Here is a 26444-nt window from a genome sequence, read left to right as displayed (position 1 = left end):
CGCCTCCCCCCCCTTTCGACAATGTGCATAATGCCGGCGGAACGTTCCCCCCTTGTCAAAGGGGGGACAGGGGGGATTTGCAGTCACCCGTCCGGCGTCTACCCCCCATTCGCCCCCCACGGCGTCCCCCTTCCCACCCCGGGATCCGGTGGGTACATCGGCACCCGGTCCGGCCCGATCGGCGGCCACGGCGCATCTCCCCACCAGGCGGGTTTCCCGGCCAGGTAGAGGCTCGCAGGGAGCGAGCGGTCCTCGGTCCCATTCCAGAGGGGGGCACCATGGACGCTATCCCAGTTGCCGTGGCGAAGGAGGGTGGCGCCAACCCCCTTGTCGTTTCCCTCCCGCCTGCCGTCGCCGTCCGAGTGGTATCCCAGGCGGAAGACGGCTTTCTCCCCGGCCAGGTCGACACCCTGCAACTGGTAGACCTCCTCCCTTCCCGGCTCGCCGATCACGTTCCCGACCAGGGTGTAGTAGCGGGCATGATGCTGGAGATCGAAATCCCAGGGGGCTCCGCTTTTCCCTTCCGGGAGGCGGTTGCGGTTGCGGAAGAACGTATTGTGACTGGAACTTCCCCAGTAATTGTCCGGTGCGATCCGTCCGACCGAGTAGTTCCCCTCGATGAGGTTCATGACCGGGTGAGGACCGTGGAAGCCGATGGTGACCTGGATCCAGTTGGGGTCGCTGTAGTACGGGTCGGGCAGGTAGTTGTAGGCGATGACGTTTCCCGAGACTGCCCCGGCAATCAGGAACGGAGATACCAGGTGGTAGATCTCGTTGTTCTCGAAGAGGTTCGCCGAGGCGTAGGGGTTGATGAAGATGCCGTAGGCACGGCGGGGGCCGTACTGCGGACCGTTGGCGGGGAGGGCGGGAATCCCCTCGTGGATGCGGCAGGAGCGGATCGTGCTTCGGTAGGCGGCCATCACCCGGACGGCGGATTGCCAGGATCCGGTCACCTCCACCCGGTGCAGCCAGCAGTTGGCCACCCCCTTCATGACCACGGTTCCGCCGCTGTCGTTTTGGGCCGGACTGCCGCTTTCCCCGTTGTCGACAGTGAGATCCTCGATCCCCGCTCCCGAGGTCACCCCGCGCAACCTCACGCCCGACGGCTTAAGGCGGGCGTCGAAGCTCCAGTAGAGCGGGATCTCGAGGGTGGCGGTGGTCGAGGTCACCTCCTTGAGGGAGACCAGCTGCCCGAGGGAGCGGTCACCCGTGCGGCCATTCCACGAGGAGGTGCCCACCCCGACGTTGGTCACCGGCGGATCCCCCATGGGGTCGTTCAGCTGGTCGATCATGATCAGATCGCCGGCACGCCAGCCGTGAGGCGAGGCCGTGGTAACCGTATCGCCTCCCTTGAAGTGGGTACCCCGGAGCGGCACCGCCCGCTCCTCGCCGAAGGCCGGATCGCCGATCCCCACCACGAAGGAACCGGCCATCCCCCGCCTCCCCCTGAGCACGGTGATCCCCATCCCCGATCCCCGCAGGGTCACCCCGGAGGTGACCGAGACCGCCGAACCGAGAGAGAAGACGCCGGGACCGAGCATGACCACCTTGCCGGGGGGACAACCGGCGACCGCCGAACGGATGGCCTGGGCGTCGTCATCGCCGGAGGGATAGAGGGTGGTATGGATCGCGGAGCGGAGCGGTAGGTCGTGCAGGACTCCCACGTTCCCCCGCCAGGGAACCGACCGTCCCGGGGGTAGCGACCAGGTCGCCTGCCCGACCGCCACCGAACCCGCCAGCAGCAAAAAGACCAGCAGGGGAGCCCATTTCAGCGGCACTCGTTGCATCGTTTCCTCCTTCCCCCTCACCGTTATGACGGGAGGAGATGCCGGAAGTACCTCCAAGCATTGTACGGTCGATCACGGCAGCTTCAATCCTGCGACATTTCTTGACAGCCGGTACAGATCTGGTTATATATGAAAATCGATATACACCCTTTGGAGGTACCCTATGCCCATTTATGAGTTCCAGTGCGTCTCCTGCGACCACCGTTTCGAAAAGCTCTGCAAATCCGAAGGCAGCGAGGCGGTTACCTGCCCGGCTTGCGGCTCATCGGAGGTCCGGAAGGTGATGTCCTCCTTCGCCGCCCCGGCCTCGGGCTCCTGCCGCCCCTCCTCGGGCGGTGGCTGAAGGATCTGACGGCGCCGGTCGGCGTCTCCCACTCCCCCAGCAGGAAAACACCGGCTCCCCCACCGCGGGGAGCCTCCACTTCCCCACCCCGCTCAGGCCAGCTCCTCCCCACCGCAGCCACCAGTTCCTCCCCACCGCGGGGATCCCGCTCCTCCCCTTTGCAGCCATCCAGCTCAACTCCCACCGCGGCGATCCCGTCTCCCGTTGCTGCCATTTTCCCCCATCATGACACTCTCAAGGCCGCTTCCTTGCCCCTTGTGGAGGGGTGAGAAAAAATAACCGGCCGCCGTTTCGGCTCCGCCAAGAAAATGCCACGATAATCCGGTATCTTAGCAGCCATCCCCCCAGAGGAGCTCTCCTTTAAATTAGCACCCCTTGCTCCCCTCCGTTAATTTCTCGATACCATTTTTCCCACCATAAAACGGGCGGTTACAAATCTTTACATAATTGGTACGGTACCTGCTCTATATAGAGCGACACCTGCACTCTACCTCTGTGTCCCCCTTTCAAGAACCAATGTAATTCCTGCCGCGCGCTTCCACCATCAGGTGATGGGAGAAGCCCGGCATCATGATATCCGGCCCGTCAACGATCGGGCCGGGAGCTCAGGAGGTCACAGATGGACAAGCTTAAAGGAGTCGCCGCACTCGCCATGCTGGCGGGCGCCACCCTGCTCTTTCAAGGGTGCAGTAACGGTACCCCCGCCGCGGGGGTGGTTCAACAGACGGTGAGCAGCACACAGCACGCCCCGCTCTCCCCGCAGGTACTCCAGCAGTTCGCCAACCCGCTGGTGGAGATCCCCATCGCACCGGTGGATCCCAACAACCCAGCGACCTACAACGTCTCCATGCGTCAGGGTAGCTGGGACTTCGGCCTGCGGAACATGGACGGGAGCGCCATCGTCAACCCGGCCACCGGCAAGCCCATCGTGACCAAGACCTGGGGCTATGACGTTAACGGCGTCTTCCTCGGGATCTACGGGCCTACCGTGGAGGCCACCAAGGGGACCCAGCTGACCTTCAACTATTCCAACGACCTCCGCGCCGAGGTGAATGGCCAGAAGGGGACCGGCCCCTACCTCACCAAGCACCTGCTGCAGGTCGATCCGACCATCGACGGGACCAACATGGGAGAGCCGGAGTGCCGGATGGTCCCCCACCTGCACGGCGGTGACGTCGATTGGACCTCGGACGGGCATCCCAACGCCTGGGCCGCCAACGATCCCGCCATCCAGGCACTCTGGGCCGCCCCGGCCGACCCGGCCATAGGCTTCCCCGGCCGTCCCACCACCAACAAGCAGCCCCCCTACCTCTACCCCAACAGCCAGGAGGCCTGCACCCTCTGGTTCCACGATCACTCCATGGGGATCACGAGGCTGAACGCCTACGCAGGGGTGGCGGCCTTCTACCTGATCAAGGACCCCGCGGTAGAAGGGAGCGGTAACCTGGCGAACCTCCCGAAGGGGCGGCACGCAAACCCGGTGATACCTGCCCTGCAGTCCGACGAGTTCGACCTCCCCGTCGTCATCCAGGACAAGGACTTTGCCGACGACGGCTCGCTGGTGTTCCCGACCTTCACCAACCTGAGCGACTACACCTACGAGGCGCTGCACGATGCCAACGGGAACGTCATCCCGTGCCTCAGGCCGGAGATGTTCGGTAACGTCATCACCGTCAACGGCAAGGCGTGGCCGTACAAGAACGTGAAGACCCAGGCCTACCGCTTCCGTGTCCTGAACGGGTCCGACTCCCGCGTTTACAACCTCTGGCTCCAGGACGGCGACACCGGCGAGATCATCACCCCCCAGCTGGCCGAGTCGGTGGCGCCGAATCTCGATTGGCCCGTGGTTCAGATCGCCTCCGAGCAGGGTTACGGCGACCACGCCGTCGAGGTGGCCACCGGTCCGGGCCGCAACGGCCTCCTTATCCCCCCCGGCGCCCGCGCCGACATCGTCATCGATTTCGGCCACCCGGTCTTCAAAGGGCGCAACATCGTGGTCCGCAACGACTGCCCGGCCCCCTTCGGCGGCCAGTTCGGTCCCGACGCCGAAGACATCACCACCCTCGACGCCAAGACCACCGGCAGGGTTATGCTCTTCAAGGTGGCCAACACCACCGGCACCCCCTCCCCCCTGCTGGCCGAGACCGGCAGCGGCTCGATCATGCAGCCGGGCTCCCTGATCCCGTATGGCGCCTTCCCCCACCTGACCCCGGACCGCGCCGCAGGCCCCCGCTACCTCGACTTCCAGGAGCGTCCCGATCCGGCCTACTCCTTCCTCGACCCGACTACCGGGCAGGCCAACCCGCGCATCCAGCTCCTCCTCAACGACCGGCTCTTCGGCGACCCGATCACCGAGATGCCGCAGTTGAACGGTACCGAGGAGTGGGTGATGATCAACGCCACCCCCGACGTCCATCCGATGCACGTCCACCTGGTCAAGTTCGAGGTGGTCGAGAAGGGTTACCTCGATACGGTCAACTTCCCGGGCGTCTATACGCGGGCCGACGGCATCTCGATGCCGGTCGTCAACAACCCGGCAGCCTTCGTCCCCGATGCGGAACCGGGAGGGGCTACGGGCTCGGCTCCGGCCAACTCCGTCTACCGGCTGGCGGACAGCGAGAAGATGTTCTGGAAGGATATCGTGATGGTGCCTCCCGCCGGCACGCCGGGCCCCGGGACCATCGTCAACCCCGGCTACGTCAAGATCCGGATGACCTTCCCGAGGATCGGAACCTACATGTGGCACTGTCACATCCTCTCCCACGAGGAGAACGACATGATGCGGCCGTTCATGGTCATGGCAACAGGTCAGGGTAACTAAGCAGGCAAGCGGGGAGGGAGCGAGGCGTTGGGCCCTCCCCGCTATTTATCTTAAGGAGCAGGTAAATGGTAAACCGCAGGAAAGGGATCGCTCTCATGCTGGCTTGGCTGGTTATAGCCGCCGGGTGCACGAAGTCGAGCGATCTGTCGGGAGAGTGGAAAGGGAAGATCACGCTGGCCCAGACCGGGAGTACCCTTCCCGACCTCGCCTTTACGCTCAGGCAGGACCGGGAGGCGGTGACGGGAAGGATGGTCTTCACCAGGATCGGCGCCGACCTGCCCCTGGAGGGAAGCTGCAAGAACGGAAAACTGTCGCTCAGGTCGCCGGTGAAAAACGGGCTGTCGATCGCCATCGACGGCGACGCGTCCACCCGCAGCATCAAGGGGGTGGCACTCCTCAACTACAGCTCGGCGAAGATCGGGAAAAAGCAGGACCGCACCACCATCGAACTGGCCCGGTAGCCCGGCCACCGGCGTACATAGTCCCCCCCCAGGCCTCAGTGCCGTGGGGAGCCCAAACGGTTGCCCCCTTTCGCTTCAAGATCCCCTTGGAGAGATTGGGGGCTTTTTTTTATTCTTCGCTCCAGAAGGCGGCCAGGTCGCCGAGAATGGCGGTGGAAACGAGCTCGGAGGGGTGGGAGTCGAACCAGTCGGAGGGCATGGAGCAGCGGTACTCGGCCTCCAGGAAGCGGTCGTCCATCAGCACCACGATGCCGCGGTCGTGCTCGGAGCGGATCACCCGCCCGGCGGCCTGCACCGCTTTCGCCATGGCCGGGATGGCGTAGGCGTAGTCGAACCCCGCCCCGTAGTGGCGCTGGTAGTAGTTCCGCATCTCTTCCCGCTCCAGGTCGAAGGTGGGTAGCGGCGGGCCTACGACGAAGACGCCGATCACCATCTCCCCCGGATAGTCGATCCCCTCCGCGAAGGATCCCCCCTGCACGGCAAGAAGGACGGTGGGGGAGGAGGCTTCCCTGAGATGGTCGAGTATCTCGTCCACCCGGGCCTGCCGCATGCTCCTTTCCTGCTTGAGGAGGGCGAACCCTTCGGGGGGGCGGAAGAGCGCCGCCACCCGCTCCAGGAACTCGAAGCTCGGGAAGAAGGCGAGGTAGTTTCCGGGGCGCAGGGCGGCAACCCGCTCGAGCACCTCGGCCACCTTGCCATAGTTCTGTTCGCGCCGGGAGTAGCGGGTGGAGACCTGGGGAATCACCAGGAGCTTCCGCTTCTCCCGGGAGAACGGCGAAGCGAACTCCGCGGTGCGGACCTTGGCCGGGTCCAGCCCGGAGAGGGTGGCGTAGTAGGAAAACGGCTTGAGCGTCGCGGAGAAGCCGACCACCTGCTGATAGTTGCCGTAGCACTCGGAGAGCATGGCCGAGGCGTCGCAGCAGGTGATCCTGAGGCTCCCCCCGCTGACGTGGGGGTGGAAGGTGGTGAAGAATTCCTGGCGCTCGGAGCGCACGGCGAGCTCCAGCATCTGGGTAAACTCCCCCCAGTAGCCGGTGAGCCTCAGGACCGGGTCTTCGCCCCCGAGCTCGTGATCCGCCTCCAGGTAGCGGGCAAGATAGGTCCTGAGGGCGGCATCGCGCTCCAGGAAGGGGGCGAGGGGGGGATCGATCCGGGAGGGCTGGCCTCCCTTGCGGCAGGAGGAGAGGGTCGCCAGGCAGGCGTCGAGCAACCCCTCCCCCTCCCGGGCGAAGCGCTCCGGCAGAGCGCCCAGCGGCTCGCGGAACCCCTCCAGCAGCTGGGAGGAGAGCTGGGGCGAGTAATAGTCCATGGCCCGGGCGGGGAGGTTGTGGGCCTCGTCGATCACCAGGTTGGGCTTCCCCGCCTGGTCGACCGCGAGTCCCGGCGCCCGGCCGAGCGCGGAGCGGGGGGCGAATACGTAGTTGTAATCGCAGATCACCAGGTCGGAGAGCTTGGCCGAGTCGATCTGCAGCTCGAAGGGGCAGACCTCGAACCGCTCGCCGATCTCGCGGAAGGTCTTCGCCTTGAGCTTCCTCTTCTTGGCCAGAAGGTCCACCACTCCCTCCCGGGCGAGCTTTCCGTAGTAGTCGCGGGCGTACTCGCAGTACTCGGGGGTGCAAAGCGGCTCCTCCTTCAGGCAGATCTTGGCCTTGGCGGTGAGGGTGGTGGAGCGGAGGGGCGAGCCCCCCTCCCGGAAGCGTTCGGCGGCATCCTCGGCGACCGCGTGCTGGCTGTTCTTGGGGGTCAGGTAGATGACCTGCTGCCCCCGGGAAAGCGCCTCCCGGAGCACCGGATGGAGCACCCCTACCGTCTTTCCCAGCCCGGTCGGCGCCTGGATCAGCATCGGCTTCCCCTCCCGCATCCCCTCTTCGATCTCCTCCATGAGGCCGATTTGGCCGGGGCGGGGTGCGGAGAAGGGGAAAGCGAAGTCTGCCGCCAGCTTGCGCCTGCGCAGCGCCTGCTTACGTGCCTTCTCCGCCTCGACCACCAGCTCGTCGAGGCGGGCGTCCAGCCACCGCTGATAGCATTCGAGGTCGAGCTCGAGCGGGAGGTCTGCGCTGTGACCGGTCCGGGAGGAGACCAGGTGGAAGGAGAGGGCCGGAACGATCCCGTGCTCGAGCCAGTAAAAATACCCGTAGGTCAGCAGCTGCAGACAATACGGATGCTCCAGCGGGCCCCCGGCCAGCCGTCGCTTGAGCTCGGCGAGGCCGAAGGTGCTCTTGATCTCCTCGATGAGGGGGGTGTCGTGGCGGAAGATGCCATCCATCCTCCCGTTGATCCGGAAGGAGAAGCCACCCCGTGCGAGGGTGCGGGTGACCGCGACCTCCGCCTGGTACCGGCTATCCGCCTTGGCCCGTTTCTTCTGGACCCTCTGGTGGATCTCCAGCCCCTGAGCGGTCGAGCGCCCGTAGCCGGAGGGGGCCTCGAGGCTGCCGGTGCGCGGCACCGGGAGGGCGAACTCCCCCAGGGAAATTATGATGGCTTGGTCTTTATCGTTCTTCACGGGCTTACCGGGGTCAGGGAACCGTAAGGGAGTGGGGCGGCGGTCGTTTTCGCGGGCGGCGTACGCGGCCACCGCATTCGTCACTGGCTGAAACCGTACTTTTTACCGTCCAGCCGCAGTTGTCAAGGCACAAAGTACCTGTTAGGATTTGCAAAATTGGCAAGAGCGGGTATCCTCTTGTCACTTACTTTATCAATCAGCAATGCAAAGGAGATCACAATGAAGAAAATCGTCGCCGCCGTTGCCCTTTCCGTCTTCTGCGTCGGTACCGCACTGGCAGCCGGACCGGCCACTATCGTCCTTCACGCCTCCAAAGGGGACGTCACCTTCCCGCACAAGGAGCACCAGGAAAAGATGGCCTGCACCGCGTGCCATGAGAACGATAAAGGCGGTAAAATCGCCGCTCTCGGCAAAGACTGGGCGCACAAGACCTGCAAAGGGTGCCACAGCGAAAAGGGCAAAGGCCCGACCGGCTGCAACGGCTGCCACAAGAAGTAGGGATCGCCGCGAAAGCGACCCCGCGGGGCGAGGGCCTGATGGCCTTCGCCCTTTTTTTATCCTTTGCCGAAGCCCGGCCGGCGCTCCCTTCAGCTACAGGTGCAGCGGCGTCACATAGTGGAAGATAGCCCAGAAGTGGCAGGCACTGCCGGTCAGGACGAAGAGGTGCCAGATGGCGTGATTGAAGGGTAGGCGGTCCCAGAGGTAAAAGATGACCCCAATGGTGTAGGCCGCTCCTCCCAGGAAGAAGAAGAGGAGCCCGGTGGCCGGCATGGCTGCCATCAGCGGCTTGAGAACCACCAGCGCGAGCCATCCCATGCCGAGGTAGATGATCGGCCCGGCCACCCGCATGCGGTGTACAGTGAAGATCTTCAGGACCGCTCCCACCACGCCGAGCCCCCAGACCGTGCCGAAGAGCACCTTTCCCACCAGTCCCCGCAGAGTCACGAGGGCGAAGGGGGTATAGCTCCCGGCAATCATGATGTAGATGGCGATGTGGTCGAGGATGCGGAATATATAGCGGGCGTAGGGTTTCCTGACACTGTGGTAGGCGGTGGAAAGGGAGTAGAAAACGACCACCGCGATGCCGTAGACGCAGGCGGCAAAGAAGCGGTTGCCGTCGTTTTGCCCGGCCGCCAGGCCGATGAGCGCCACGCCTCCGAAGATGCTCAGCAGCACCCCGAGTCCGTGGGTAAAGCAGTTAGCCAGTTCCTCGGCCCTGCTGTAATGGTGAAGACGTGCATTGATCTCTTCCGCTCTCATGAGTCCATGGTACACCGCCCCGGCCCCGGAAGGCAAGGGCGGCGCCACGGCAACTAATTGAAAGCACTAAGAGGAAATCGTCCCCCCGGCGGGAAGCGAGCTGACCGCTCCCAGCTTGGCCAGCGCCGCCGACTGCAGCCTGCCGAGATGCTCGGTCAACTGGGCGACCTGCTGCGGGTCCAGCCTTGCCACGTCGAGGCCGTCGAGCTTCTTCAGGAAGGCCGTGATGAAGGCGATGTCCACGGCGGTCGCGCCCGGGGCGAGTTTCCCCCGCTCGCTCGAACGGAGCGCCCCTACCGTCAGCCCTCTCTCCTTGTATTTCTGGTAGAGTTTTTCCATCTTCTTGCTGCTCGGCTGCTTGGCGATCTGAACGAGGACGTACCGTGGGGTCTTGGGCTCGTTGCGGCAATCTTCCTTCACGCTGGCGGGAAGCTTGGTGAGGGAGAGGATTTCACAGAGGCTGGCCTGGGACTTGCCGAGCATGGCGGCAAGATCGGTGATTTGGTAGTCGTTGCGGCTCTTCAGGCGCTCGATCGCCTCGGCCTCCTCGATGGCGGTCAGATTTTCCCGCAGCAGGTTCTCCACGATGGAAACCTCCAGCGGTTCCCCGTCCGTCACGATGACCGGGACCGTCGATAGCCCCCCCTTCACCGCCGCCTGGTAGCGCCGCTCCCCCGAAACGACGACCAGTTTCCCCTCCGGCGGCACCTTGCGGGCCAGGATCGGCTGCAGTACTCCCTGCTTCAGGAGCGACTCCGTCAACTCCTCGAGCGCCGTGGGGTCGAAGTACTTGCGCGGCTGGTCCGGGTCGGGACTCAGCTCTGCGGGGCTTACCTGGTAGAGCTTTCCTTTCTGATATTTCTTTACTCCTTGCACCATGGCCACCTCCCTGTCCCGTACGCCGGGACCCTATCGCGGGATATAAATTAGGTTTCACTAACCACAAAACCAGTAAACTTTATCTCGCCGCGGCCCCTTGTCAACCGAATCAGCCCTTCAAAAAAAATTCCGTTTTCCGCAACAATATTGGAATGTTACAAGATTTCTTCGAACGTTCGAATTATTAGAAAGGGGAGGCTCGGGAACAGATGGCGGGTTGGAAGAGAAGGAGAGGAGGTCGGTCAGGCCGAAAAAGGAAAAGGGTCACGAGTGATCTCGTAACCCTTTTCCTTCTGTATGGCGCGCCCGGAGAGATTCGAACTCCCGGCCCCAAGATTCGTAGTCTTGTGCTCTATCCAGCTGAGCTACGGGCGCAACTTTTATCAACTGGCCGGTATGTAGTCGACCAGGGTGAAACCGTACTGCGGATGCTGAAAGGCGTGGGTGGTCGGGTACAGGCTGAAGAGCCATCCCCGGAAAATTTCCTTCCCGTTCTCCTTGATCACCAGCTGAACGGCCGGATTCTTCGGCTCGTTCGACTGCGAGGTCAGGGTGGTCCCCTCCATGACGAAGTGGGGGAGGAAATTGGCCACCAAAAGCGTCAGGTCGGAACCGGGGAGCTTGAACTCGCTCCCGAGAGGAACCGTGTAGACATGCTGCCTTTTGGCAAACTTGTCGGCGACCTGGATCCTGACCGCCTTCCACTTTCCCTTGACGCTGTCGGGTACTACAACTACTGAGGCGGTTTTGACCGGCTGCGGGTGCGATACTTGCGGCGGTTTACTTTCCTTTTCGTTGCAACCTGCTACAGCCAGAGCGAGCAGTGACAAAACCAGCAGTTTCATCAATCGCGTCACTCACACCTCCACTACCGGTACTGCTATGGCCTTCAGCGATAAGTGGCGGAGAGAAAGGGATTCGAACCCTTGATACCGGTTTACCCAGTATACTCGCTTAGCAGGCGAGCGCCTTCGACCTACTCGGCCATCTCTCCGTATCAACCGCTACCGCTTGCTGCCTGTAAACCATCTATTGGCGGAGGAAGTAGGATTCGAACCCACGGAACTTTCGTTCAACGGTTTTCAAGACCGCCGCCTTCAACCACTCGGCCATTCCTCCAAAGTCCTAGCCGATCCGTTCCACCCCGCCCATGTAGGGCCTGAGCGCTTCGGGAATCAGCACCGAACCGTCGGCCTGCTGGTAGTTCTCCAGCACCGCCACCACGGTTCTTCCGACTGCGAGTCCTGACCCGTTCAGGGTGTGGACGAATTCCGGTTTCGCCTTTTCTTCCGGTCTGAATCGGATCCCGGCCCGGCGGGCCTGGAAATCCTCGAAACAGCTGCAGGACGAGATCTCGCGGTAACATTCCTGGCCGGGGAGCCAGACCTCGATGTCGTAGGTCTTGGCGGCCGAGAAGCCGATGTCGCCGGTGCAGAGCTCGACCACGCGGTAGGAGATCCCGAGCCTTCTGAGCACCTCTTCGGCGTTGGCGAGCAGTTTCTCGAGCTCGTCGTAGGAGGTCGCCGGGTCCGCAAACTTGACCAGCTCAACCTTGTTGAACTGGTGCTGCCTGATGAGCCCGCGCGTATCCTTGCCGTAGGAACCGGCTTCCTTGCGGAAGCAGGGGGTGTAGGCGACGTAGTTGATCGGGAGGTCCGATCCTTTCAGGATTTCACCGCGATGGATGTTCGTTACGGGGACTTCTGCGGTAGGGATGAGAAAAAAATCGACCCCTTCCAGGTGGAAGAGATCTTCCTCAAACTTCGGCAACTGACCCGTACCGGTCATGGACTCCCTATTTACCATAAAGGGCGGGAGCATTTCAATATAATTGTGCTCGCCGGTGTGGAGGTCGAGCATGAAGTTAATGAGAGCCCTTTCCAGCCGGGCGCCGAGGCCGCGGTAAAGGGTGAAGCGCGCGCCGGTCAGCTTGGCGCCCCGCTCGAAGTCGAGGATGCCGAGCTCTTCGCCGATCTCCCAGTGCGGTTTCGGCTGGAAGGAGAAGCTCGGGCGATCGCCCCAGGTCCTCACTACCGGGTTGTCCGCCTCGGACTTGCCCACCGGGGTGGCCGGGTTCGGAGTGTTGGGAACGGTGAGGAGGAACGTCTGGAGCTCCTCTTCGACGACCTTCAGTTCCTCGTCGATCCCCTTGATCTGCTGGGAAACCTCGCGCATCTTGGTCTTCAGCTCTTCGGCCTGCGACTTGTCCTTCAGGCGGGCGATCTCCTCGCTGGCCTTGTTGCGCATGGCCTTGAGGCTTTCGCTCTGCTGAAGCAGTTCACGGCGGCGTCCGTCAAGCTCGCGGAAGGGAGCGAGGCTTACCCCTTCGCCGCGGGTTTTGAGACGGGCTTCGACTGTTTCCAGATTTTCGCGTATGTATTTGATGTCGAGCATCGAGGTTACCTTTACTTCGCGATTACCAAAGCTATACTGTCTAGCATTCGACCAGGGGTTAGTCAAGGGCTTTTTCGACAACAACCTCCCGTATTGACACTTTTTTCCCATCCCTATGACTTGCCAGGCCAGTAGTGAGAGGGCTCGCGCCATCATGCATCCCTCTCTGTGAGGACAATATGACCAGGCTCTTCGTTGCCATCGACCTCCCCGGCCAGGTGAAAGAAATCCTCGCCGCTCTGCCGCGCGGGCTCCCGATGGCCAAGTGGGTGGCCGCGGACCATCTCCACCTCACCTTGCGCTTCATCGGCGACGTGGACGACGACACCTTCGCCGCCATCGCCCTCGCGCTAAAGCAGGTCAGCTTCGCCCCTTTCCCCCTTACCCTTTGCGGGGTGGGGCACTTCCCTCCCGGGCGCCACCCCCACGTGGTCTGGGTAGGTATGGAGCAGAGCGCGCCGCTCCTTTCCCTGCAACATTTCATCGAGGCGATGCTGGCCGGGGCCGGCATCCCGCCGGAGGATCGCCCCTTTTCGCCGCATATCACCCTGGCCCGGCTCAGGGACGCCCCACCCAATGCAGTGGAGCGCTTCGAGAAGGAGCACCTCGAGCTCGTCTGCCCCACCTTCCAGGCCGACCGCTTCATCCTCTATTCCAGTCTCCTCACCCGGCAGGGCGCCATCCATACCCAGGAGGCGGTGTACCCAGCCGGGAGCTAGCAAAGCCATCATTTCCTTCAACCAGCTTCGGCAATGGCAACAGCGAAGGGGAACGGCTCTTCGGCCAGGGGCAGGCAGCTTCGGTGCCAGCCCCTCCGCGGTGACGAATTATTGACAGAGAGGCGAGGAAGGAAAAGAGGCCGCGCGATTGCGGTCAAAAAAATGTCACGTAGGGCTATGCGAGGTGGGTGCGGGAGGAGAGGTCAGAAGTAGCCGGTCCGGAGGGGGTGACCCTCCGGATCGGCTGTCGTTCTTAGAAGAGCTTGAGGACGGCCTGGGCGGCCTGAGAGGACATGGAGAGGGAAGTGGTACCGAGGCTCTGGCGAGTCTGCAGCATGAGCATGTTGGCACCTTCCTGGTTCATGTCGGCCAGGGTCAGGTTGTCCGCACCGGTCTGAAGGGTGTTGATCATCGAGTCGGTGAAGCTCTGGCGCGTGGTGATGATGTTCAGGTTGGCGGCCAGAGTCTGGGTGTTGGTGCGCAGCGTGGTGACCGCACTGTCCATTTTCGCGGTGTCGGAGGTGATGTCGGAAGTCGTCTGCCAGTTGTTGCTGGCGCCGCTGAGGCTAAGCCCCGTGGAGTTCGCCTGGAACCCGACCACGCTGAGTGCGGAGGAGGCGTTCTCGTTGAAGTTAACCGTCAGGGTGTTGACGGAGCTCAGCAGGTTGAGGCCACTGTAGCCAGAGTCGGAGGAGAGGTTGTCGATCTGGCTGCGGATGGTGTCGTACTGAGAGGCGAGCTTGGACTGGACGTTAGTATCGCTGGTGGAAAGGGCGGACTGGGCGATACCTTTGGCTGCACTGATCAGACCGGTGATGGCGGTAATGCCGGCGTTGGCGGCATTAACGGTTTGGACCGCTTGCCCCATCCCGTCCTTGCGGTCGGAAAGGTCGCTGGCCCGTTGGTTTGCGTTCTGCGCCGAGAAGTAGTTTGTCGGGTTATCGAGGGCGCTGTTTACGTTCTTGCCGGAAGAGAGCCTCTGCTGCGTTCTGTTCAGAAGCTGGCTCGTCTGTTGGAGGTTCATGAGGTTGGTCCTCATGCCTGCGGTGAGAGAGATATCGCTGACGGTCATGTTACTTTTCTCCTTCCTTGGATTTTGGTCCCGGCGGTTCTAGCCGGTGTGCCTTCTGCGGCCGATAGGCAGTCGTTAATACAGCATGTGTGCCAATTTAATGCACCGCCGCCCCGTCCCGCACCTCGACAACCCCGCCGTTTACTCTCCCGTCACCGCAGTTTCAGCCGATAAACAGCCGTCTTTTAACAGTTAGCGCCGCCAGCAATCTTTCTTCGTCACCGATAAAAAAAATTCCCCTTTTCAGTCAGGACCCTCCCTTTTTTCTAATATGAAGCTCACAACGAGCAGGCGGACACGCGGCTTTCATCAAAACGAGACGAGATTACTTCCGCCTTAAAGTCAAAATACCGTCACGGGCAACTGGGCCGGAAGCTGGCGAAATAAAAAGGGGGACCGGCATAATTGCCTGTCCCCCTTGCACCCGCCGATCCGGTGTAGCGTTTCACTCCACCTTCATCTTCTGTTTCTGGAGCCTCTTGTAATAGAAGTTCTGTCCGTAGAGGACGGCGATGGGGTTGTGGCCGGTGACCCGGTCCTTGACCACCAGGGTGGTGACCGGAGCCTTGGAGTACTTGTTGAAGAGCATGTCGTGGCCGACGCAGAGGCCGAGGATGATGTTCATGTCGGTCCCGATGGAGTTGCAGATCTCCGCCTGGGCGATGGGGTTGCAGGCCGGCTCGAAGGTACCGGGGCGGACCTTGTCCTCCTCCTTGAGACCGAACTCCTTCTTGTCGAGGCTTCCCGCCTTGCAGCAGACGCTATAGGGGGTGAGGTCCTGGGCCTTGAGGATGGAGACCAGCCGGTCGCACTCGTCGAGCATGCCGATGCAGGTGGCGATCCCGATCTTCTGGTATCCCATCAGCTTGGCGAGGGCGATGGTGTCCTCGACCCGGGTCCAGCGGGCGACGATGGCGTCCGAGCCGGGGGTGGGCTGGTAGCAGAGCCCTTCCACGCGGGCCGCCACGTAGGCGAGCTTGGCATCCTCCGCGTCCCCTTTCATCTGTCCGGCGGCATCCTGGATGAGCTCCGGGCAGGTGCCGGCCGGGCAGTTACCGGGACGGGGAGGGGCTGTTTCGGGATCGCCGCTCCAGCAGTTGGTGGTGCCGTTCTTCTGCCAGACCGCACTGCAGCGGGAGCAGGTGACCGTGTCGATGGTTTCGCTTTCCATAATCTCTCCCTCTAGCCCTGGCCGGGCTGCTCTTCCTGCACCAAAACGAAGGGCGAAACGATCACGCAGCGGAACATCTTCTTCTTTTCCGCGTCCCAGCGCCCGATCAGCTCCGCCGATGGCTTCCCTACCATCCCGCTGGAGACCCAGCGCTCCAGCGTCTTCACGTCGTCTTCGGCCATCTTGACGCCGACTTCGGCGAGATCGAGCATCGGGTCGACCAGGATGACCCCTCCTCTCTCGAGGTGGGCGCGGAGGGAAAACCAGTCGGTGAGGTCGACCTTGGTGGCCAGTTCTTCTTTGGTAACCGTCATTTTTTTACGTTCTCCGAAAGGCCGGCCCGGCGGCCGGGAATTTTTACTCGAAGGTCTTCCTGAAATCCTCCAACAGCTGGCGGAGGGCGGAAACCTCCTGGCGGAGTCCGGCGACCTCGCCTTCCAGCCTGGCCACCCGCTCCTCATCCCCGCCACTGCGGCCGCCAGTCTCGCGCACGGCGGCGCTCTCGAGGGCGGCCAGGTCGGGCTCGCCGGAGAAGAGGTGGCAGTAACGGGATTCCTTGCGGCCCGCCAGGCGCGGGAGCTTCATGACCCGCGGGGGAGTGCTCTCCATCAGGTCGTTCAGCACCGCCTCGACGCCGGAAAGGTCGGCAAAGGCATGCATCCGTTCGCACCTGGTCCTCAGCTCGCCAACGGTCTGGGGCCCCCTTACCAGGAGCTCGCAGATGATGGCCAGCTCGGCCGGAGAGAAGCGGAACTTCTCGACCAGCGAGTGGCGGAACTTGGCGACCCGTCCCCCCGCCCCGGAAATCAGTGCGAACTGCTTGAAGCGCAGGGAATCGAGGGCTTTGCTGACCTCGCTCTCGTCCAGGTTCATCACCGGATCGCGGTTGGATTTCTGGTTGCAGGCGTTGACCAGCGCATTGAGAGAAAGGGGATAGTACTCCGGGGTGGTGAGCTCCTTCTCGATGAGGGAACCGAGCACCCGCACCTCGATATCGTTGAGGATGACGTCCATGTTTCCTCCTTTCCTGGCGATGGCGGGAATGTACTTGATTCCGGGGGAAGGATCAACGAAAAAGCGGGGTTAGGGGATGGGGAAAACAGGGACAAAACCTTGGAACGCGGATGACGCGGATTGAGCGGATTAACGCGGATACTGGAACAAACTTTCCCCCACCCCCTGCCCCCCTCCCTCCAGGGGAGGGGGATCGTGTCAATCGCCGCGGGAGCACGTAGGTCGCGTTGAGGTGCGAAATGCGGCATTTGCGGCAGGAGTGATCGTTGCGTCTCACGGCACCAGCTCGCCGTGGGCAGGCTCCACGACACCGTCGAAAAGCATCCGCTCGATGCGGACATGGTCGTGGAAGTACTCGAGATGCCGGGCCGTGGGGGCCGCACAGCAGAGGGGGATGTGCAGAGACGGGGCGCAGTGCGAGGAGAGCGGCACGTGGAAGGCCTCGCACAGGGCCGCGGCGGTGAGGAAACCGCTGATTCCGCACCTGGTCGCGTCCGCCTGCAGCACGTCGACCGCTCCCGCCTGGAGCATGCTCCGGAAATAGTCGACGCTGAAGCCGTACTCCCCGGCCGAGACTTCCATCCCCGCCGGTGCCCGGTCCCTCATGAGGCGAAGCCCCTCGAAATCGGTATGGACGACCGGCTCTTCGAACCAGGAGACGTCGTACCCTCCAGGAGCTTCGCCTTCAGGTCCCAGAGGGCCACGTCGAGACAGGAAACCGCCAGCATCCCGATCCCCGCCTCGCCGAGGTTTCTCAGCGACCCGACCATGGCCTTCCAGCAGGCCGGGATGTCGTAGGGGCTGCGCCCTCTCAAGACCTCGGCGAGCTTTCCCCGGATAAGGGCGGCGGAGGATGCATCTGCATAGCTGTAGCCGATCCCGTCGGCGCCTCCGCCGCTCATCTGCACCACCACGAGGGTAGTCGACTCCCAGACGTAGGTCCCGTCGGACTCCCGCCGCTCGGTCGGTATCCGGTAGCTCTCCACTTCGATACGGTCGATGCTGGCTGCTCCCATCGATTCCCCCTGCGGCTCTTAGCCCTGCCACCACACCAACGGACTCACTCCATCCTCACCCTGCCCCTCCCCTTGAAGGGGAGGGAGCCTTACGCTGGCCGCTCATAATCTTAGTAGGACGCCCCCTCCGCTAGCGGGGAGGGAACCTACGCCAACCGCTCGCAATGTTAATCGGGACGCCCCTCCCTGGCGGGGAGGGGCGAGGAGGGTGTGGGAAGCGGCGGCGATAGCGGCGCTTATTTCTCTTTCTTCTCACTCCTGGTCAGCAGGGTGGACATCATCTGCTTGGCGGACTGACTGACGATGCCGCCCAGGTTGGGATCGCCCTTCATGAGCGAGGAGAGGAACCCCTTCGCCTGCTCGAAGGTGATGTGGGGCGGGAGCGGCGGGACGTCCGGATCGCAGTGGGCGTCGATAACCACCGGCCGGTCCGCCGAGAGGGCCACCGTCCAGGCTGCCGCCACCTGGTCCGGTGCGCTGAGCTCGATCCCCTCCAGGCCGAGCATCTCGGCATAGCGGGCGTAAGGGAAGAGCGGGACATCCTGCGAACCGCTGAACTTGGCGTCGCCGTTCATGACCCGCTGCTCCCAGGTCACCTGGTTCAGGTCGCGGTTGTTCAGCACCAGGACGATGAGACGGGGATTCGACCAGTTCTTCCAGTTCTTGGAGATGGTGACCAGGTTGTTGATCCCCTGCATCTGCATGGCCCCGTCCCCCACCATGGCGATCACGGTCCGGTCGGGATAGTTCATTTTGGCCGCGATGGCGTAGGGGATCCCCGGGCACATGGTAGCGAGACCGCCGGAGAGGGAGGCCTTCATCCCGGGGCGCACCTTCAGGTCTCGCGCGTACCAGTTGGCGGACGAGCCGGAGTCGCAGGTGAGGATGCAGTTTTCGGGAAGCCGCGGCGAGAGCTCCCAGAAGAGCCTTTGCGGGTTGATGGGGTTGGCCGGGAGAAGGGCGCGGGCCTGCATGATCTCCCACCATTCCTTGACGTTCTTCTCGATCCCCTCCCGCCAGTGGCGGTCGCCCTTTCTCTGCAGAAGGGGAACCAGCGCCCGCAGGGTCAGCACCGCATCCCCCTGGAGGTTCACCTCCATCGGGTAGCGAAGGCCGAGCATGCGGGGACTGATGTCGATCTGCACCCCGCGCGCCTGCCCCTCCTTCGGGAGGAATTCGGAATAGGGGAAACCGCTCCCGACCATCAGCAGGGTGTCGCACTCCATCATCATCTCGTAGCTCGGCTTGGTCCCCAATAGCCCGATCGAACCGGTGACATAAGGGAGGTCGTCGGAGATGGCAGCCTTGCCGAGGAGTGCCTTGGCCACCCCGGCCCCGAGCATGTCGGCGACCACCGCGATCTCCTCGGAGGCCCCGAGTGCGCCTGCCCCTACCAGCATGGCGACCTTTCTGCCGGCGTTGAGGACATCCGCCGCACGCTTCAAGTCGTCGCGGGCGGGGACGATGTCGGGACGGGTGAAGCCCAGGCCGGTGAAGGTGGTGCCATGCTTGCGGTCCGGGGAGGTGACGGCGTCGAGCTCCTGGACGTCGTTGGGGAGGATGATGCAGGTGACGGTCTTCTCCGCCAGGGCGATCCTGATGGCGCGGTCCACCAGGGTGCGGATCTGGGATGGATTGGTCGCCATGTGCACGTAATTTGGGCGACGTCCTTGAAGAGCGAGATCAGGTCGACTTCCTGCTGGTAGTCCGCCCCCAAGGCAGCGGTCGCCTGCTGCCCGACGATGGCCACCACCGGCTGGTGATCGAGCTTGGCGTCGTAGAGCCCGTTCAAAAGGTGAATGGCGCCCGGCCCCGAGGTGGAGATGCAGATGCCGACCTCTCCGGTGAACTTGGCGTGGGCGCAGGCCATGAAGGCCGCCTCTTCCTCGTGCCGGGCCTGGATGAAGGTGACCTTTTCCTTCTCCCGGTTGAGCGCTCCCATGACGCCGTTGATCCCGTCCCCCGGATAGCCATAGACCTTCCGCACCCCCCAATCGTAAAGCCTCTGCACCAAGTAGTCGCTCGTCGTCGCCATGGGACCCCCTATATTAAATTTGAACTTTTTAATTTATTAGCAAGTCTAGGGATCGGCTCCCATTTGTCAACCGCGCCCGGCCCCGTGGCCGCCCGTGGCCGCCCGAGTTAGCCGAAACGGCGCGGGGCGCGGCGCCGCGGCTACCCGGCGTTTCCGGATACCACCACCGGAGGCCTCCCTTGACAATGAGGTTGCTCCTGTTAATACATTAATAAATTTTCATCCTCTTTCCCCCTCATCACTGTGCCACTCCGAGCGCTCCCCTTTGTGTACCCGGGACGCTTGTTCCCCTCGCCCATCCGGGGCAGGGAGGATTGCGCACGCTCCGGCCTTTTGCCCGGGCTCCGTCAGGCGGCGCGCCCGGACGGCCACGAGGTACCACGATGTCGACGATGTCCCGACGCACCTTCCTGTGGCTGGCCAGCGGAACCGGCTTCGCGCTCGCATCCAATCCACCGAGGAAGCTCGTCAACAAGCTGATCCCCCAGGTCATTCCGCCGGAAGACATCCGCCCCGGAGAGTGGGCGCTCTTCGCCACCACCTGCCGGGAGTGTCCCGCGGGGTGCGGCATGCACCTGTGGCATCGTGACGGCCGGGTGACCAAGGCGGAAGGAAATCCCAGCCACCCGGTCAACCGGGGGGGGCTCTGCGCCCGGGGGCAGTCGTCGCTGCAGGGGCTCTACGATCCCGACCGACTGACGCGGGTGGTGCGGCGGGTGAAGGGGGAGCGGGAACGCGAGGCCACGTGGGAAGAGGCGCTGGAGGCGGTTGCCGGATCGCTCAAGGGTGGGGGAAGGGCGGCCGTCCTGTCCAATCTGCAGACCGGAGCGCTGGCCGAGGTGATGAAGGGATTCGCCGGGGCCTTCGGGGGAAACCGGCTCCTCTTCTACGAGCCGTTCAATTACGAGGCGCTCCGCGTAGCCCACCAGAAACTCTTCGGAAGAGCCGTCATCCCGGATTACCGGCTGGAAACCAGCAACTTCATCCTGAGCCTGTCGGCGGATTTCCTGGAGACCTGGGTCTCGCCGGTCTCCTTTGCCTCCCAGTTCGCAGCCATGCATGCCTACCGGGGCGGCAGGAACATGAACCGCTTCGCCTATATTGGCCCCCGGCTTTCGATGACCGCCGCCAACGCCGACACCTTCATCCAGGTCCCCGCCGGGCACGAGCGCGTGCTGGCGGCCGCCATGCTCAAGATCATCGTCGAGAAGGGATGGCACAAGAACGACCTCGCGCCGGTCCAGCGGCAGATCGACGCGCTCCTGGCGGCCGAGGGGCCGGTGACCTCGGTCTCCCCGCACGCCCTCGAGGAGCTTACCCGGGCCTTCACCTCCGCCCGCTCTCCCGTGGTGCTGGCGGGGCCGGTGGGCGCCACCGGCGCCACCGCCGTCGACACCGCCCTCTGCGCGGGGCTTCTCAATTACGCGGCCGGGACCGGTGCCGTCGATTTCGCCCATCCTCACGCTCTGAGCAGCACCGCGACCGAGGCGGAAGTTGCCTCGCTTCTCGCCTCGCTCGGCCCGCAGGACGTCCTCTTCATCCACGATTGCAACCCGGTCTTCACCCGTCCCGGCGTCATCGCCCAGCTCGAGCGGGTCGGGACCGTCGTCTATCTCGGCGCCATGATGGACGAGACGGCCAAGCTCGCGCAGTGGGTCCTTCCGATCGATTACCCGCTGGAGTCGTGGGGAGATTACTCGCCGTCGGCCGGCATCGAGGGGATCATGCAGCCGGCCATGGGAAGGCTCTACGATACCCGGATGCCAGGTGACATATTCCTCGACCTTGCCCGCCGGGGAGGAAGAGCGCTCACCCGCGGAACGGGGGCGGCGCCGGCCGGTTTCGAGGAATGGCTGAGAAGGCGCTGGAGTGGGGTGAGGAGCGGCGTGGGAGAGGAATCCTTCTGGACCACCGCGCTCAGAAACGGCGGCGTTTGGAAGAGCCCGGCCACCGGGGCCACCCTGCCGGCCTCGCCGGGGATCGGCTCGCTCACCTTCGCCCCTCCGGTCACCCCTCCGGCACAGTCGGACACGGTGGAACTCTGGGCGTGGCCGTCCATCATGCTCTTCGACGGCCGCACGGCCAACCGCGGCTGGCTGCAGGAGGCCCCCGACCCGACCACCTTCATCGTCTGGGGGAACTGGATCGATCTCCATCCCTTGAGGGCCAGGTCGCTCGGGATCAGGTCGGGAGATCTCGCCGAGCTCACCACCAGCTTCGGGACCCTGCAGGCGCCGGTCCGGATCACCCAGGAGATCTCGGACGGGATGGCGGGGATCGCCTTCGGGCAGGGGCACGCCGCCCTCGGGCGGAACGCGGCCGGGATCGGCGCCAACCCCTTCCAGCTCCTGCCGGGAGCGGCGGGGGCGTCGCCGTTCGGGCGCTGCCGGATCCGCCGGGCCGGTCCCTGCGGCGAGGATTTCCTAGTCAGGACCGCTCCCGCCAAGAGCCAGATCGGCCGCGAGATCGCCCAGTGGATCCCCCTCTCCCGGCTGTCGGAGATGGCGCCCGGGCAGGGGGACGAGCTGATCCTGCCGCTCCCCGAGGGATACCGCAACGACAAGGATATGTACCCGAAGCGCGAGTACACCAAGCACCGTTGGGCAATGGTGGTCGATCTGCAGCGCTGCATCGGGTGCGGGGCCTGCGCGGTGGCCTGCTACGCGGAGAACAACATCGCCGTCATCGGCCGGGAAAAGGTGGGGAACGGCCGCGAGATGGCCTGGCTGCGCGTCCCCCCCTACCGGAAACCGGGGAGCCCGCTCCGCCTCGGCTGGCTGCCGCTTTTGTGCCAGCACTGCGACGCCGCCCCCTGCGAGCCGGTCTGCCCGGTGTTCGCCGCCATGCACAACGAGGAGGGGCTGAACGCCCAGATCTACAACCGCTGCATCGGGACCCGCTACTGCTCGAACAACTGCCCGTACAAGGTCAGGCGCTTCAACTGGATCAACATCAAATGGCACAAACCGCTCGACCTCCAGTTGAACCCGGAGGTGACAGTCAGGACACGCGGGGTGATGGAGAAATGTACCTTCTGCGTGCAGCGGATCCGGCAGGCGGAGTACCGGGCGGTGCGGGAGAAGCGGGCAGTCCGCGACGGAGAGATCCAGCCGGCCTGCGCCCAGTCCTGCCCGGCCCGGGTCTACACCTTCGGCGACCTCCTCGATCCAAACTCCGAGGTGTCGCGGCTCACCCGCACCGACCCGCGCCGCTACCACGTGCTGGAAGAGCTCAACACCAAGCCGGCGGTGACCTTCCTGAGAAGAGTAGATATCGACGGGTAATGCGTTTCCCCCTTCGCAAAGGGGGGAACGCGTAGCTGGATGATTCCAACTAGGAGACTACAGTGGCGGACCTCGGATACGGTGAGATAAACGACGACGTCCTCCAGGCGATGCGCAAGCCGGGGGTACCCTACTTCTTCGCGATCGCCTTCCTGGCCGCGGTGATCGGGTGGGGGGCGCTCTGCTGGCTGTACCAGATCCAGTTCGGAATGGGGGTCACCGGCCTCAACCGTCCGGTCGGCTGGGCCGTCTACATCACCAACTTCGTCTTCTGGGTCGGGATCGCCCACTCGGGAACCCTGATCTCGGCCATCCTCTACCTCCTGCGCGCCGACTGGCGTAACGCCGTCTCCCGTTCGGCGGAGGCGATGACCATCTTCGCGGTCATGACCGCCGGCCTCTTCCCGCTCATCCACCTCGGGCGCCTGTGGGCCTTCTACTACATCATCCCCTACCCCTCCCAGCGCCAGATCTGGCCGAACTTCGTGAGCCCTCTCGTCTGGGACGTCTGCGCGGTCGGCACCTACTTCACGGTCAGCCTCATTTTCTGGCTCGTGGGGCTCATCCCCGACCTGGCCGCCGCCCGCGACCGCTACCTCGAGCATCACGGCCCCGACGCCTTCCGGACCAAGCTCTACCGCGCCATGAGTCTCGGCTGGTCCGGGACCGGCTCGCAATGGCACCACTACGAGCGCTCCTACCTCTTCTTCGCCGCCCTGGCCACCCCGCTCGTGGTCTCGGTCCACTCGGTCGTCTCCTGGGACTTCGCCATGAGCCTCCTTCCGGGGTGGCATAGCGCCATCTTCCCCCCCTACTTCGTGGCAGGCGCCATCCACTCCGGCCTCGCCATGGTGCTCACCTTGGTCATCCCGATGAGAAAGCTCCTCCACCTGGAGAGGCTCATCAAGATCCAGCACTTCGAGGCGGTGGCCAAGACCATCATCCTGACCGGCTCCATCGTCGGGTACGCCTACGTCGCCGAAGGGTTCATCGCCTGGTACTCGGGGGACCTGATCGAGTGGCAGTTCTATAAATGGCGGCTCTTCGGCCCCGCCGCCTGGATCTACTGGCTCTGCGTGGTATGCAACGTCCTCATCCCGCTCCTTTTCGTCTTCAAGAAGGTCCGGACCAGCATCGTTCTCCTCTTCGTCATCTCCCTCTTCATCAACCTCGGGATGTGGTTCGAGCGCTTGATGATCATCTTCACCTCGCTCGCCCACGACTTCCTCCCCCACAACTGGGGAAGCTACCTCCCGACCTGGGTGGAGATCAGCATCACCCTGGGCTCGTTCGGCTTTTTCTTCTTCTGGTTCTTCGGGTTCAGCAAGCTCCTCCCGACCGTCCCCCTGAGCGATCTCAAGGAGAAGGTCGCCGAGGAGGAGCTCGAGCCTGCCGGAGAGTGCCGGACCGCGGTCCACCAGGCGATCGATCCCCTTTCTCCCTGCGTGCTGGCCGTTTTCCGCAGCCCCCGGCGGCTGCTGGAGGCGGTGGAGAGAAGCTGCGAGGCCGGTTTCGAGGTAATGGAAACCTTTTCGCCGGTCAAGATCGCTGAGCTCAAGAAGCTCCTCAACCCGCCGAAGAGCCCGGTCCGGATGATCACCCTGGCAGGCGCCATCTGCGGCCTTTTGGGCGGCTTCTGGCTGGCGGGGGGGACCGCCCTCGTCAACGCGCTCATCGTGGGGGGAAAACCTCCCCTGGCCAGGATCCCCTTCTGCGTAGTCGGCTTCGAGGGGACCATCCTGCTCGGGAGCCTCTTCAACCTGGCCGCCCTCATCTTTTACTCCCGTCTCTACCGGCTGAAGACCGCCCCCTACTACGACGACCGCTTCAGCCGCGACCGTTTCGGCCTGCTGGTCACCTGCCGGGCCGACCAGGTGCCGAGGCTCAAGGAGCTGTTGATCCCGGCGCTACCGGAGGAGATCCATGTCCACCAGTAATCCCCCGCTTCCGGCCTCGGGCCGGGTCGTCCTCTGGCTCCTCCTGGCGGTGGGAGGGTGCGCGGTCTGGGCGCTGCTGGTAAACGGCGCCGAGCCGGAGCGGGCCTGGCGCTCGCTGCTCATCAACTTCCTCTTCTTCACCTCCCTTTCGGGGGGGCTGGTGGTCTGGCCGGCGGTGGTGGAGAGCTGCAACGGCCGCTGGCACCTGGGAATCGACCGCCTCCCGGCGGCGGGTATCGGCTATGCCGTGCCGTCGCTGGCCGTGCTGGTCATCCTCTGGATCGGGAGCTCGGCCTGGGCTCCCTGGTACCAGCGCCAGTTCGCCCAGGGGCGCTGGCTGGACAACTCCTTTCTCTTCGCCCGGGACTTCACGGCGCTGCTCATCTTCTGGGGAACCGCCGCCCTCTATCTCCACCAGCGCCGCCACGGCCGCTCGCGGATCTCGGGGCCGGTGCTCGTGCTGGTCTACGCCCTCTGCTTCTCCCTTCTGGGCTTCGACCTGGTCATGGCGCTCGACCCTCACTGGCACAGCAACCTGGCCGGCGGCTACTTCTTCATGTCCGGGCTGTACATCGCCATCGCCTGCTGGGGGCTTCTGGCCACCCTCGGCTCCCAGGCGGAGCCCGACCAGCTGCAGGACATCGGCAAGCTGGTGGTCGCCTTCAGCCTCATGAGCACCTACCTCATGTACGCCCACCTCCTCCCGTTCTGGTACGAGAACCTCCCGCGGGAGATCCGCTTCCTCGTGCCGCGCATGCACAACGAGTCGTGGCGGGGGGTGAGCTACCTGCTGGTCGGTCTGGTCTACTTCGGTCCCCTGGTGCTCCTTTTGACCATCAAGTCCAAGCGGACGCGCTGGTCGCTGGGAGGGATCTGCCTCCTCGTGCTGGTGGGGATGTGGATCGAAAGGTGGTGGCTGGTGGCGCCGACCTTCCAGGTGAGGCTGGACTTCGGCCTGAGCGAGCTCTCCCTGGCCGCCGCCAACATCGGGATCCTGGGGCTCGGGATGGAGATGTTCCACCGCTACCTCCCCCAACGGCCGATGGCCGGCGAGGGGGAAGAGGGACGGCCATGAAGCGCGACCGCGCCGAAGACAGGCAAGCGAGGAAGCGGAGCCGACCGCTTTGGGCGGACCTGGCCGCGGTGGCGATCGCCGTATTGGCGGTGGTGGCGGCCCTGGTCGACCTGGGCACCCTCTACCCGGCAGGCCTCGGGGCGCACCAGCCGATCCCCTTCAGCCACCGGGTTCACGTCACCTACAAGCGGCTTAGCTGCCTGATGTGCCACACCGGGGTGACCACCTCCTCACGGGCGGGGATCCCCCCGTTGCAGACCTGCCTGCTCTGCCACTCGCGGATCATCGTCGAGCACCCGTTCATCAGGAAGCTCCGCTACCACTACGATCACAACATCCCGGTGGTCTGGGAACGGGTCAACTGGCTCCCCGAGTTCGTTTACTTCAACCATTCCATGCACATCCAGCGCGGCTTCGACTGCAGCTGGTGCCATGGCGAAGTCTCCCGGATGGACCGGGTGGTTAAGGCGAAGAAGTTCCAGATGGGATTCTGCATCCAGTGCCACCGCGACCACCACGTGACCCACGACTGCTTCGCCTGTCATAGGTGAAATTCCCTTCCCCCCTGAGGGGGAGGGTCAGGGTGGGGGGGAGGCTGGCTTCGGCACTCCGTGGATGCTTACCCCACCCCCTACCCCCCTCCCTCAAGGGGATGGGGAACACGAAACCGAGA

23 protein-coding genes, 3 tRNA genes and 1 pseudogene are annotated in these 26444 nt (G+C 63.9%); 10 read left to right on the top strand and 17 right to left on the bottom strand.

The features are described from left to right. Positions 1 to 98: 98 nt before the first annotated feature. Positions 99 to 1787, bottom strand: coding sequence for a right-handed parallel beta-helix repeat-containing protein (locus tag L4X63_RS04890; protein WP_250677464.1), 1689 nt, complete (start codon positions 1785 to 1787; stop codon positions 99 to 101). Between the two features lie 163 nt (positions 1788 to 1950). Here L4X63_RS04890 and L4X63_RS04885 point away from each other — a divergent pair, with 163 nt between their 5' ends. The 4 genes from L4X63_RS04885 (at position 1951) to L4X63_RS04870 (ending at position 5412) form a co-directional block, all read left to right on the top strand. Further along, complete coding sequence (locus L4X63_RS04885; RefSeq protein ID WP_250677463.1) at positions 1951 to 2130, top strand: FmdB family zinc ribbon protein; 180 nt, start codon at positions 1951 to 1953, stop codon at positions 2128 to 2130. Further along, positions 2123 to 2359 (top strand): hypothetical protein, encoded by a 237-nt coding sequence (locus tag L4X63_RS04880; protein WP_250677462.1) that lies wholly within the window; start codon positions 2123 to 2125, stop codon positions 2357 to 2359. The genes L4X63_RS04885 and L4X63_RS04880 overlap by 8 nt, the downstream gene beginning before the upstream one ends. Positions 2360 to 2749: 390 nt before the next feature. Next, positions 2750 to 4951 (top strand): multicopper oxidase family protein, encoded by a 2202-nt coding sequence (locus L4X63_RS04875; RefSeq protein ID WP_250677461.1) that lies wholly within the window; start codon positions 2750 to 2752, stop codon positions 4949 to 4951. Between the two features lie 65 nt (positions 4952 to 5016). Beyond that, positions 5017 to 5412: a hypothetical protein gene (locus tag L4X63_RS04870; protein ID WP_250677460.1), complete on the top strand. Its 396-nt coding sequence runs from the start codon at positions 5017 to 5019 to the stop codon at positions 5410 to 5412. Positions 5413 to 5521: 109 nt separating this feature from the next. Here L4X63_RS04870 and L4X63_RS04865 read toward each other — a convergent pair whose 3' ends face one another. Then, on the bottom strand, positions 5522 to 7915 hold the full coding sequence (locus tag L4X63_RS04865) for an ATP-dependent DNA helicase (protein WP_250677459.1): 2394 nt from the start codon (positions 7913 to 7915) through the stop codon (positions 5522 to 5524). Between the two features lie 219 nt (positions 7916 to 8134). On the opposite strand from L4X63_RS04865, the gene L4X63_RS04860 reads away from it, so the two are divergent. Further along, on the top strand, positions 8135 to 8413 hold the full coding sequence (locus L4X63_RS04860; protein ID WP_250677458.1) for a cytochrome c3 family protein: 279 nt from the start codon (positions 8135 to 8137) through the stop codon (positions 8411 to 8413). A gap of 93 nt (positions 8414 to 8506) precedes the next feature. Here L4X63_RS04860 and trhA read toward each other — a convergent pair whose 3' ends face one another. The 7 genes from trhA to serS all read right to left on the bottom strand — a co-directional run bounded on the left by trhA (position 8507) and on the right by serS (position 12448). Beyond that, positions 8507 to 9175, bottom strand: a complete 669-nt coding sequence (gene trhA, locus L4X63_RS04855; protein ID WP_250677457.1) for a PAQR family membrane homeostasis protein TrhA — start codon at positions 9173 to 9175, stop codon at positions 8507 to 8509. Between the two features lie 66 nt (positions 9176 to 9241). Then, positions 9242 to 10054: a ParB/RepB/Spo0J family partition protein gene (locus L4X63_RS04850; RefSeq protein ID WP_250677456.1), complete on the bottom strand. Its 813-nt coding sequence runs from the start codon at positions 10052 to 10054 to the stop codon at positions 9242 to 9244. A gap of 298 nt (positions 10055 to 10352) precedes the next feature. Next, a tRNA-Arg gene (locus tag L4X63_RS04845) sits at positions 10353 to 10429 on the bottom strand. 8 nt (positions 10430 to 10437) lie between these two features. Next, complete coding sequence (locus L4X63_RS04840; RefSeq protein WP_250677455.1) at positions 10438 to 10911, bottom strand: DUF2155 domain-containing protein; 474 nt, start codon at positions 10909 to 10911, stop codon at positions 10438 to 10440. A 43-nt stretch (positions 10912 to 10954) separates the two neighbouring features. Next, positions 10955 to 11048 (bottom strand) — tRNA-Ser (locus tag L4X63_RS04835). 39 nt (positions 11049 to 11087) lie between these two features. Next, positions 11088 to 11173, bottom strand: a tRNA-Ser gene (locus tag L4X63_RS04830). A 6-nt stretch (positions 11174 to 11179) separates the two neighbouring features. Further along, positions 11180 to 12448 carry a serine--tRNA ligase gene (gene serS / locus L4X63_RS04825; RefSeq protein WP_250677454.1) on the bottom strand — a complete coding sequence of 423 codons (1269 nt, stop codon included), beginning with the start codon at positions 12446 to 12448 and terminating at the stop codon, positions 11180 to 11182. Between the two features lie 179 nt (positions 12449 to 12627). Between serS and thpR the strand changes: the two genes are divergently transcribed. Further along, positions 12628 to 13167 carry an RNA 2',3'-cyclic phosphodiesterase gene (gene thpR / locus L4X63_RS04820; protein WP_250677453.1) on the top strand — a complete coding sequence of 180 codons (540 nt, stop codon included), beginning with the start codon at positions 12628 to 12630 and terminating at the stop codon, positions 13165 to 13167. Between the two features lie 253 nt (positions 13168 to 13420). Here the strand turns inward: thpR and L4X63_RS04815 are convergent, their stop codons facing one another. The 8 genes and pseudogenes from L4X63_RS04815 to L4X63_RS24015 form a co-directional block, all read right to left on the bottom strand. Continuing rightward, positions 13421 to 14239 carry a flagellin N-terminal helical domain-containing protein gene (locus L4X63_RS04815; protein WP_250677452.1) on the bottom strand — a complete coding sequence of 273 codons (819 nt, stop codon included), beginning with the start codon at positions 14237 to 14239 and terminating at the stop codon, positions 13421 to 13423. Between the two features lie 445 nt (positions 14240 to 14684). Further along, positions 14685 to 15410: a DUF1847 domain-containing protein gene (locus L4X63_RS04810; protein WP_250677451.1), complete on the bottom strand. Its 726-nt coding sequence runs from the start codon at positions 15408 to 15410 to the stop codon at positions 14685 to 14687. An 11-nt stretch (positions 15411 to 15421) separates the two neighbouring features. Then, the gene (locus L4X63_RS04805; RefSeq protein WP_250677450.1) at positions 15422 to 15724 is read right to left on the bottom strand and encodes a DUF2288 domain-containing protein; all 303 of its coding nucleotides are present in this window, start codon (positions 15722 to 15724) and stop codon (positions 15422 to 15424) included. 43 nt (positions 15725 to 15767) lie between these two features. Then, entirely contained in the window at positions 15768 to 16424 is a 657-nt protein-coding gene (locus tag L4X63_RS04800) for a YceH family protein (protein ID WP_250677449.1), read from the bottom strand. A gap of 273 nt (positions 16425 to 16697) precedes the next feature. Continuing rightward, positions 16698 to 17120: an enolase C-terminal domain-like protein gene (locus tag L4X63_RS04795; protein ID WP_350339170.1), complete on the bottom strand. Its 423-nt coding sequence runs from the start codon at positions 17118 to 17120 to the stop codon at positions 16698 to 16700. Continuing rightward, positions 17027 to 17440 (bottom strand): enolase-like domain-containing protein, encoded by a 414-nt coding sequence (locus tag L4X63_RS04790; RefSeq protein WP_250677447.1) that lies wholly within the window; start codon positions 17438 to 17440, stop codon positions 17027 to 17029. Before L4X63_RS04790 ends, L4X63_RS04795 begins: the two co-directional genes overlap by 94 nt. 236 nt (positions 17441 to 17676) lie before the next feature. Beyond that, entirely contained in the window at positions 17677 to 19086 is a 1410-nt protein-coding gene (locus L4X63_RS04785; protein WP_250677446.1) for a thiamine pyrophosphate-requiring protein, read from the bottom strand. Between the two features lie 92 nt (positions 19087 to 19178). Next, a pseudogene (locus tag L4X63_RS24015) lies at positions 19179 to 19475 on the bottom strand (thiamine pyrophosphate-binding protein); the annotation flags it as partial. 383 nt (positions 19476 to 19858) lie between these two features. Between L4X63_RS24015 and L4X63_RS04775 the strand changes: the two are divergent. The 4 genes from L4X63_RS04775 to L4X63_RS04760 all read left to right on the top strand — a co-directional run bounded on the left by L4X63_RS04775 (position 19859) and on the right by L4X63_RS04760 (position 26322). Further along, a complete protein-coding gene (locus L4X63_RS04775) occupies positions 19859 to 22759 on the top strand; it encodes a 4Fe-4S dicluster domain-containing protein (protein WP_250677445.1) in 2901 nt (966 codons plus the stop codon). Positions 22760 to 22821: 62 nt separating this feature from the next. Next, complete coding sequence (locus L4X63_RS04770) at positions 22822 to 24696, top strand: quinol:electron acceptor oxidoreductase subunit ActD (RefSeq protein ID WP_250677444.1); 1875 nt, start codon at positions 22822 to 22824, stop codon at positions 24694 to 24696. Further along, positions 24683 to 25771: a hypothetical protein gene (locus L4X63_RS04765; RefSeq protein WP_250677443.1), complete on the top strand. Its 1089-nt coding sequence runs from the start codon at positions 24683 to 24685 to the stop codon at positions 25769 to 25771. Before L4X63_RS04770 ends, L4X63_RS04765 begins: the two co-directional genes overlap by 14 nt. Continuing rightward, positions 25768 to 26322, top strand: coding sequence for a cytochrome c3 family protein (locus L4X63_RS04760; protein WP_250677442.1), 555 nt, complete (start codon positions 25768 to 25770; stop codon positions 26320 to 26322). The genes L4X63_RS04765 and L4X63_RS04760 overlap by 4 nt, the downstream gene beginning before the upstream one ends. Positions 26323 to 26444 lie beyond the last annotated feature (122 nt).

The sequence above is a fragment of the Geomonas sp. Red32 genome (assembly GCF_023652955.1).
GTDB lineage: Bacteria > Desulfobacterota > Desulfuromonadia > Geobacterales > Geobacteraceae > Geomonas.
This window is presented reverse-complemented; position numbering and strand designations above follow the sequence as displayed.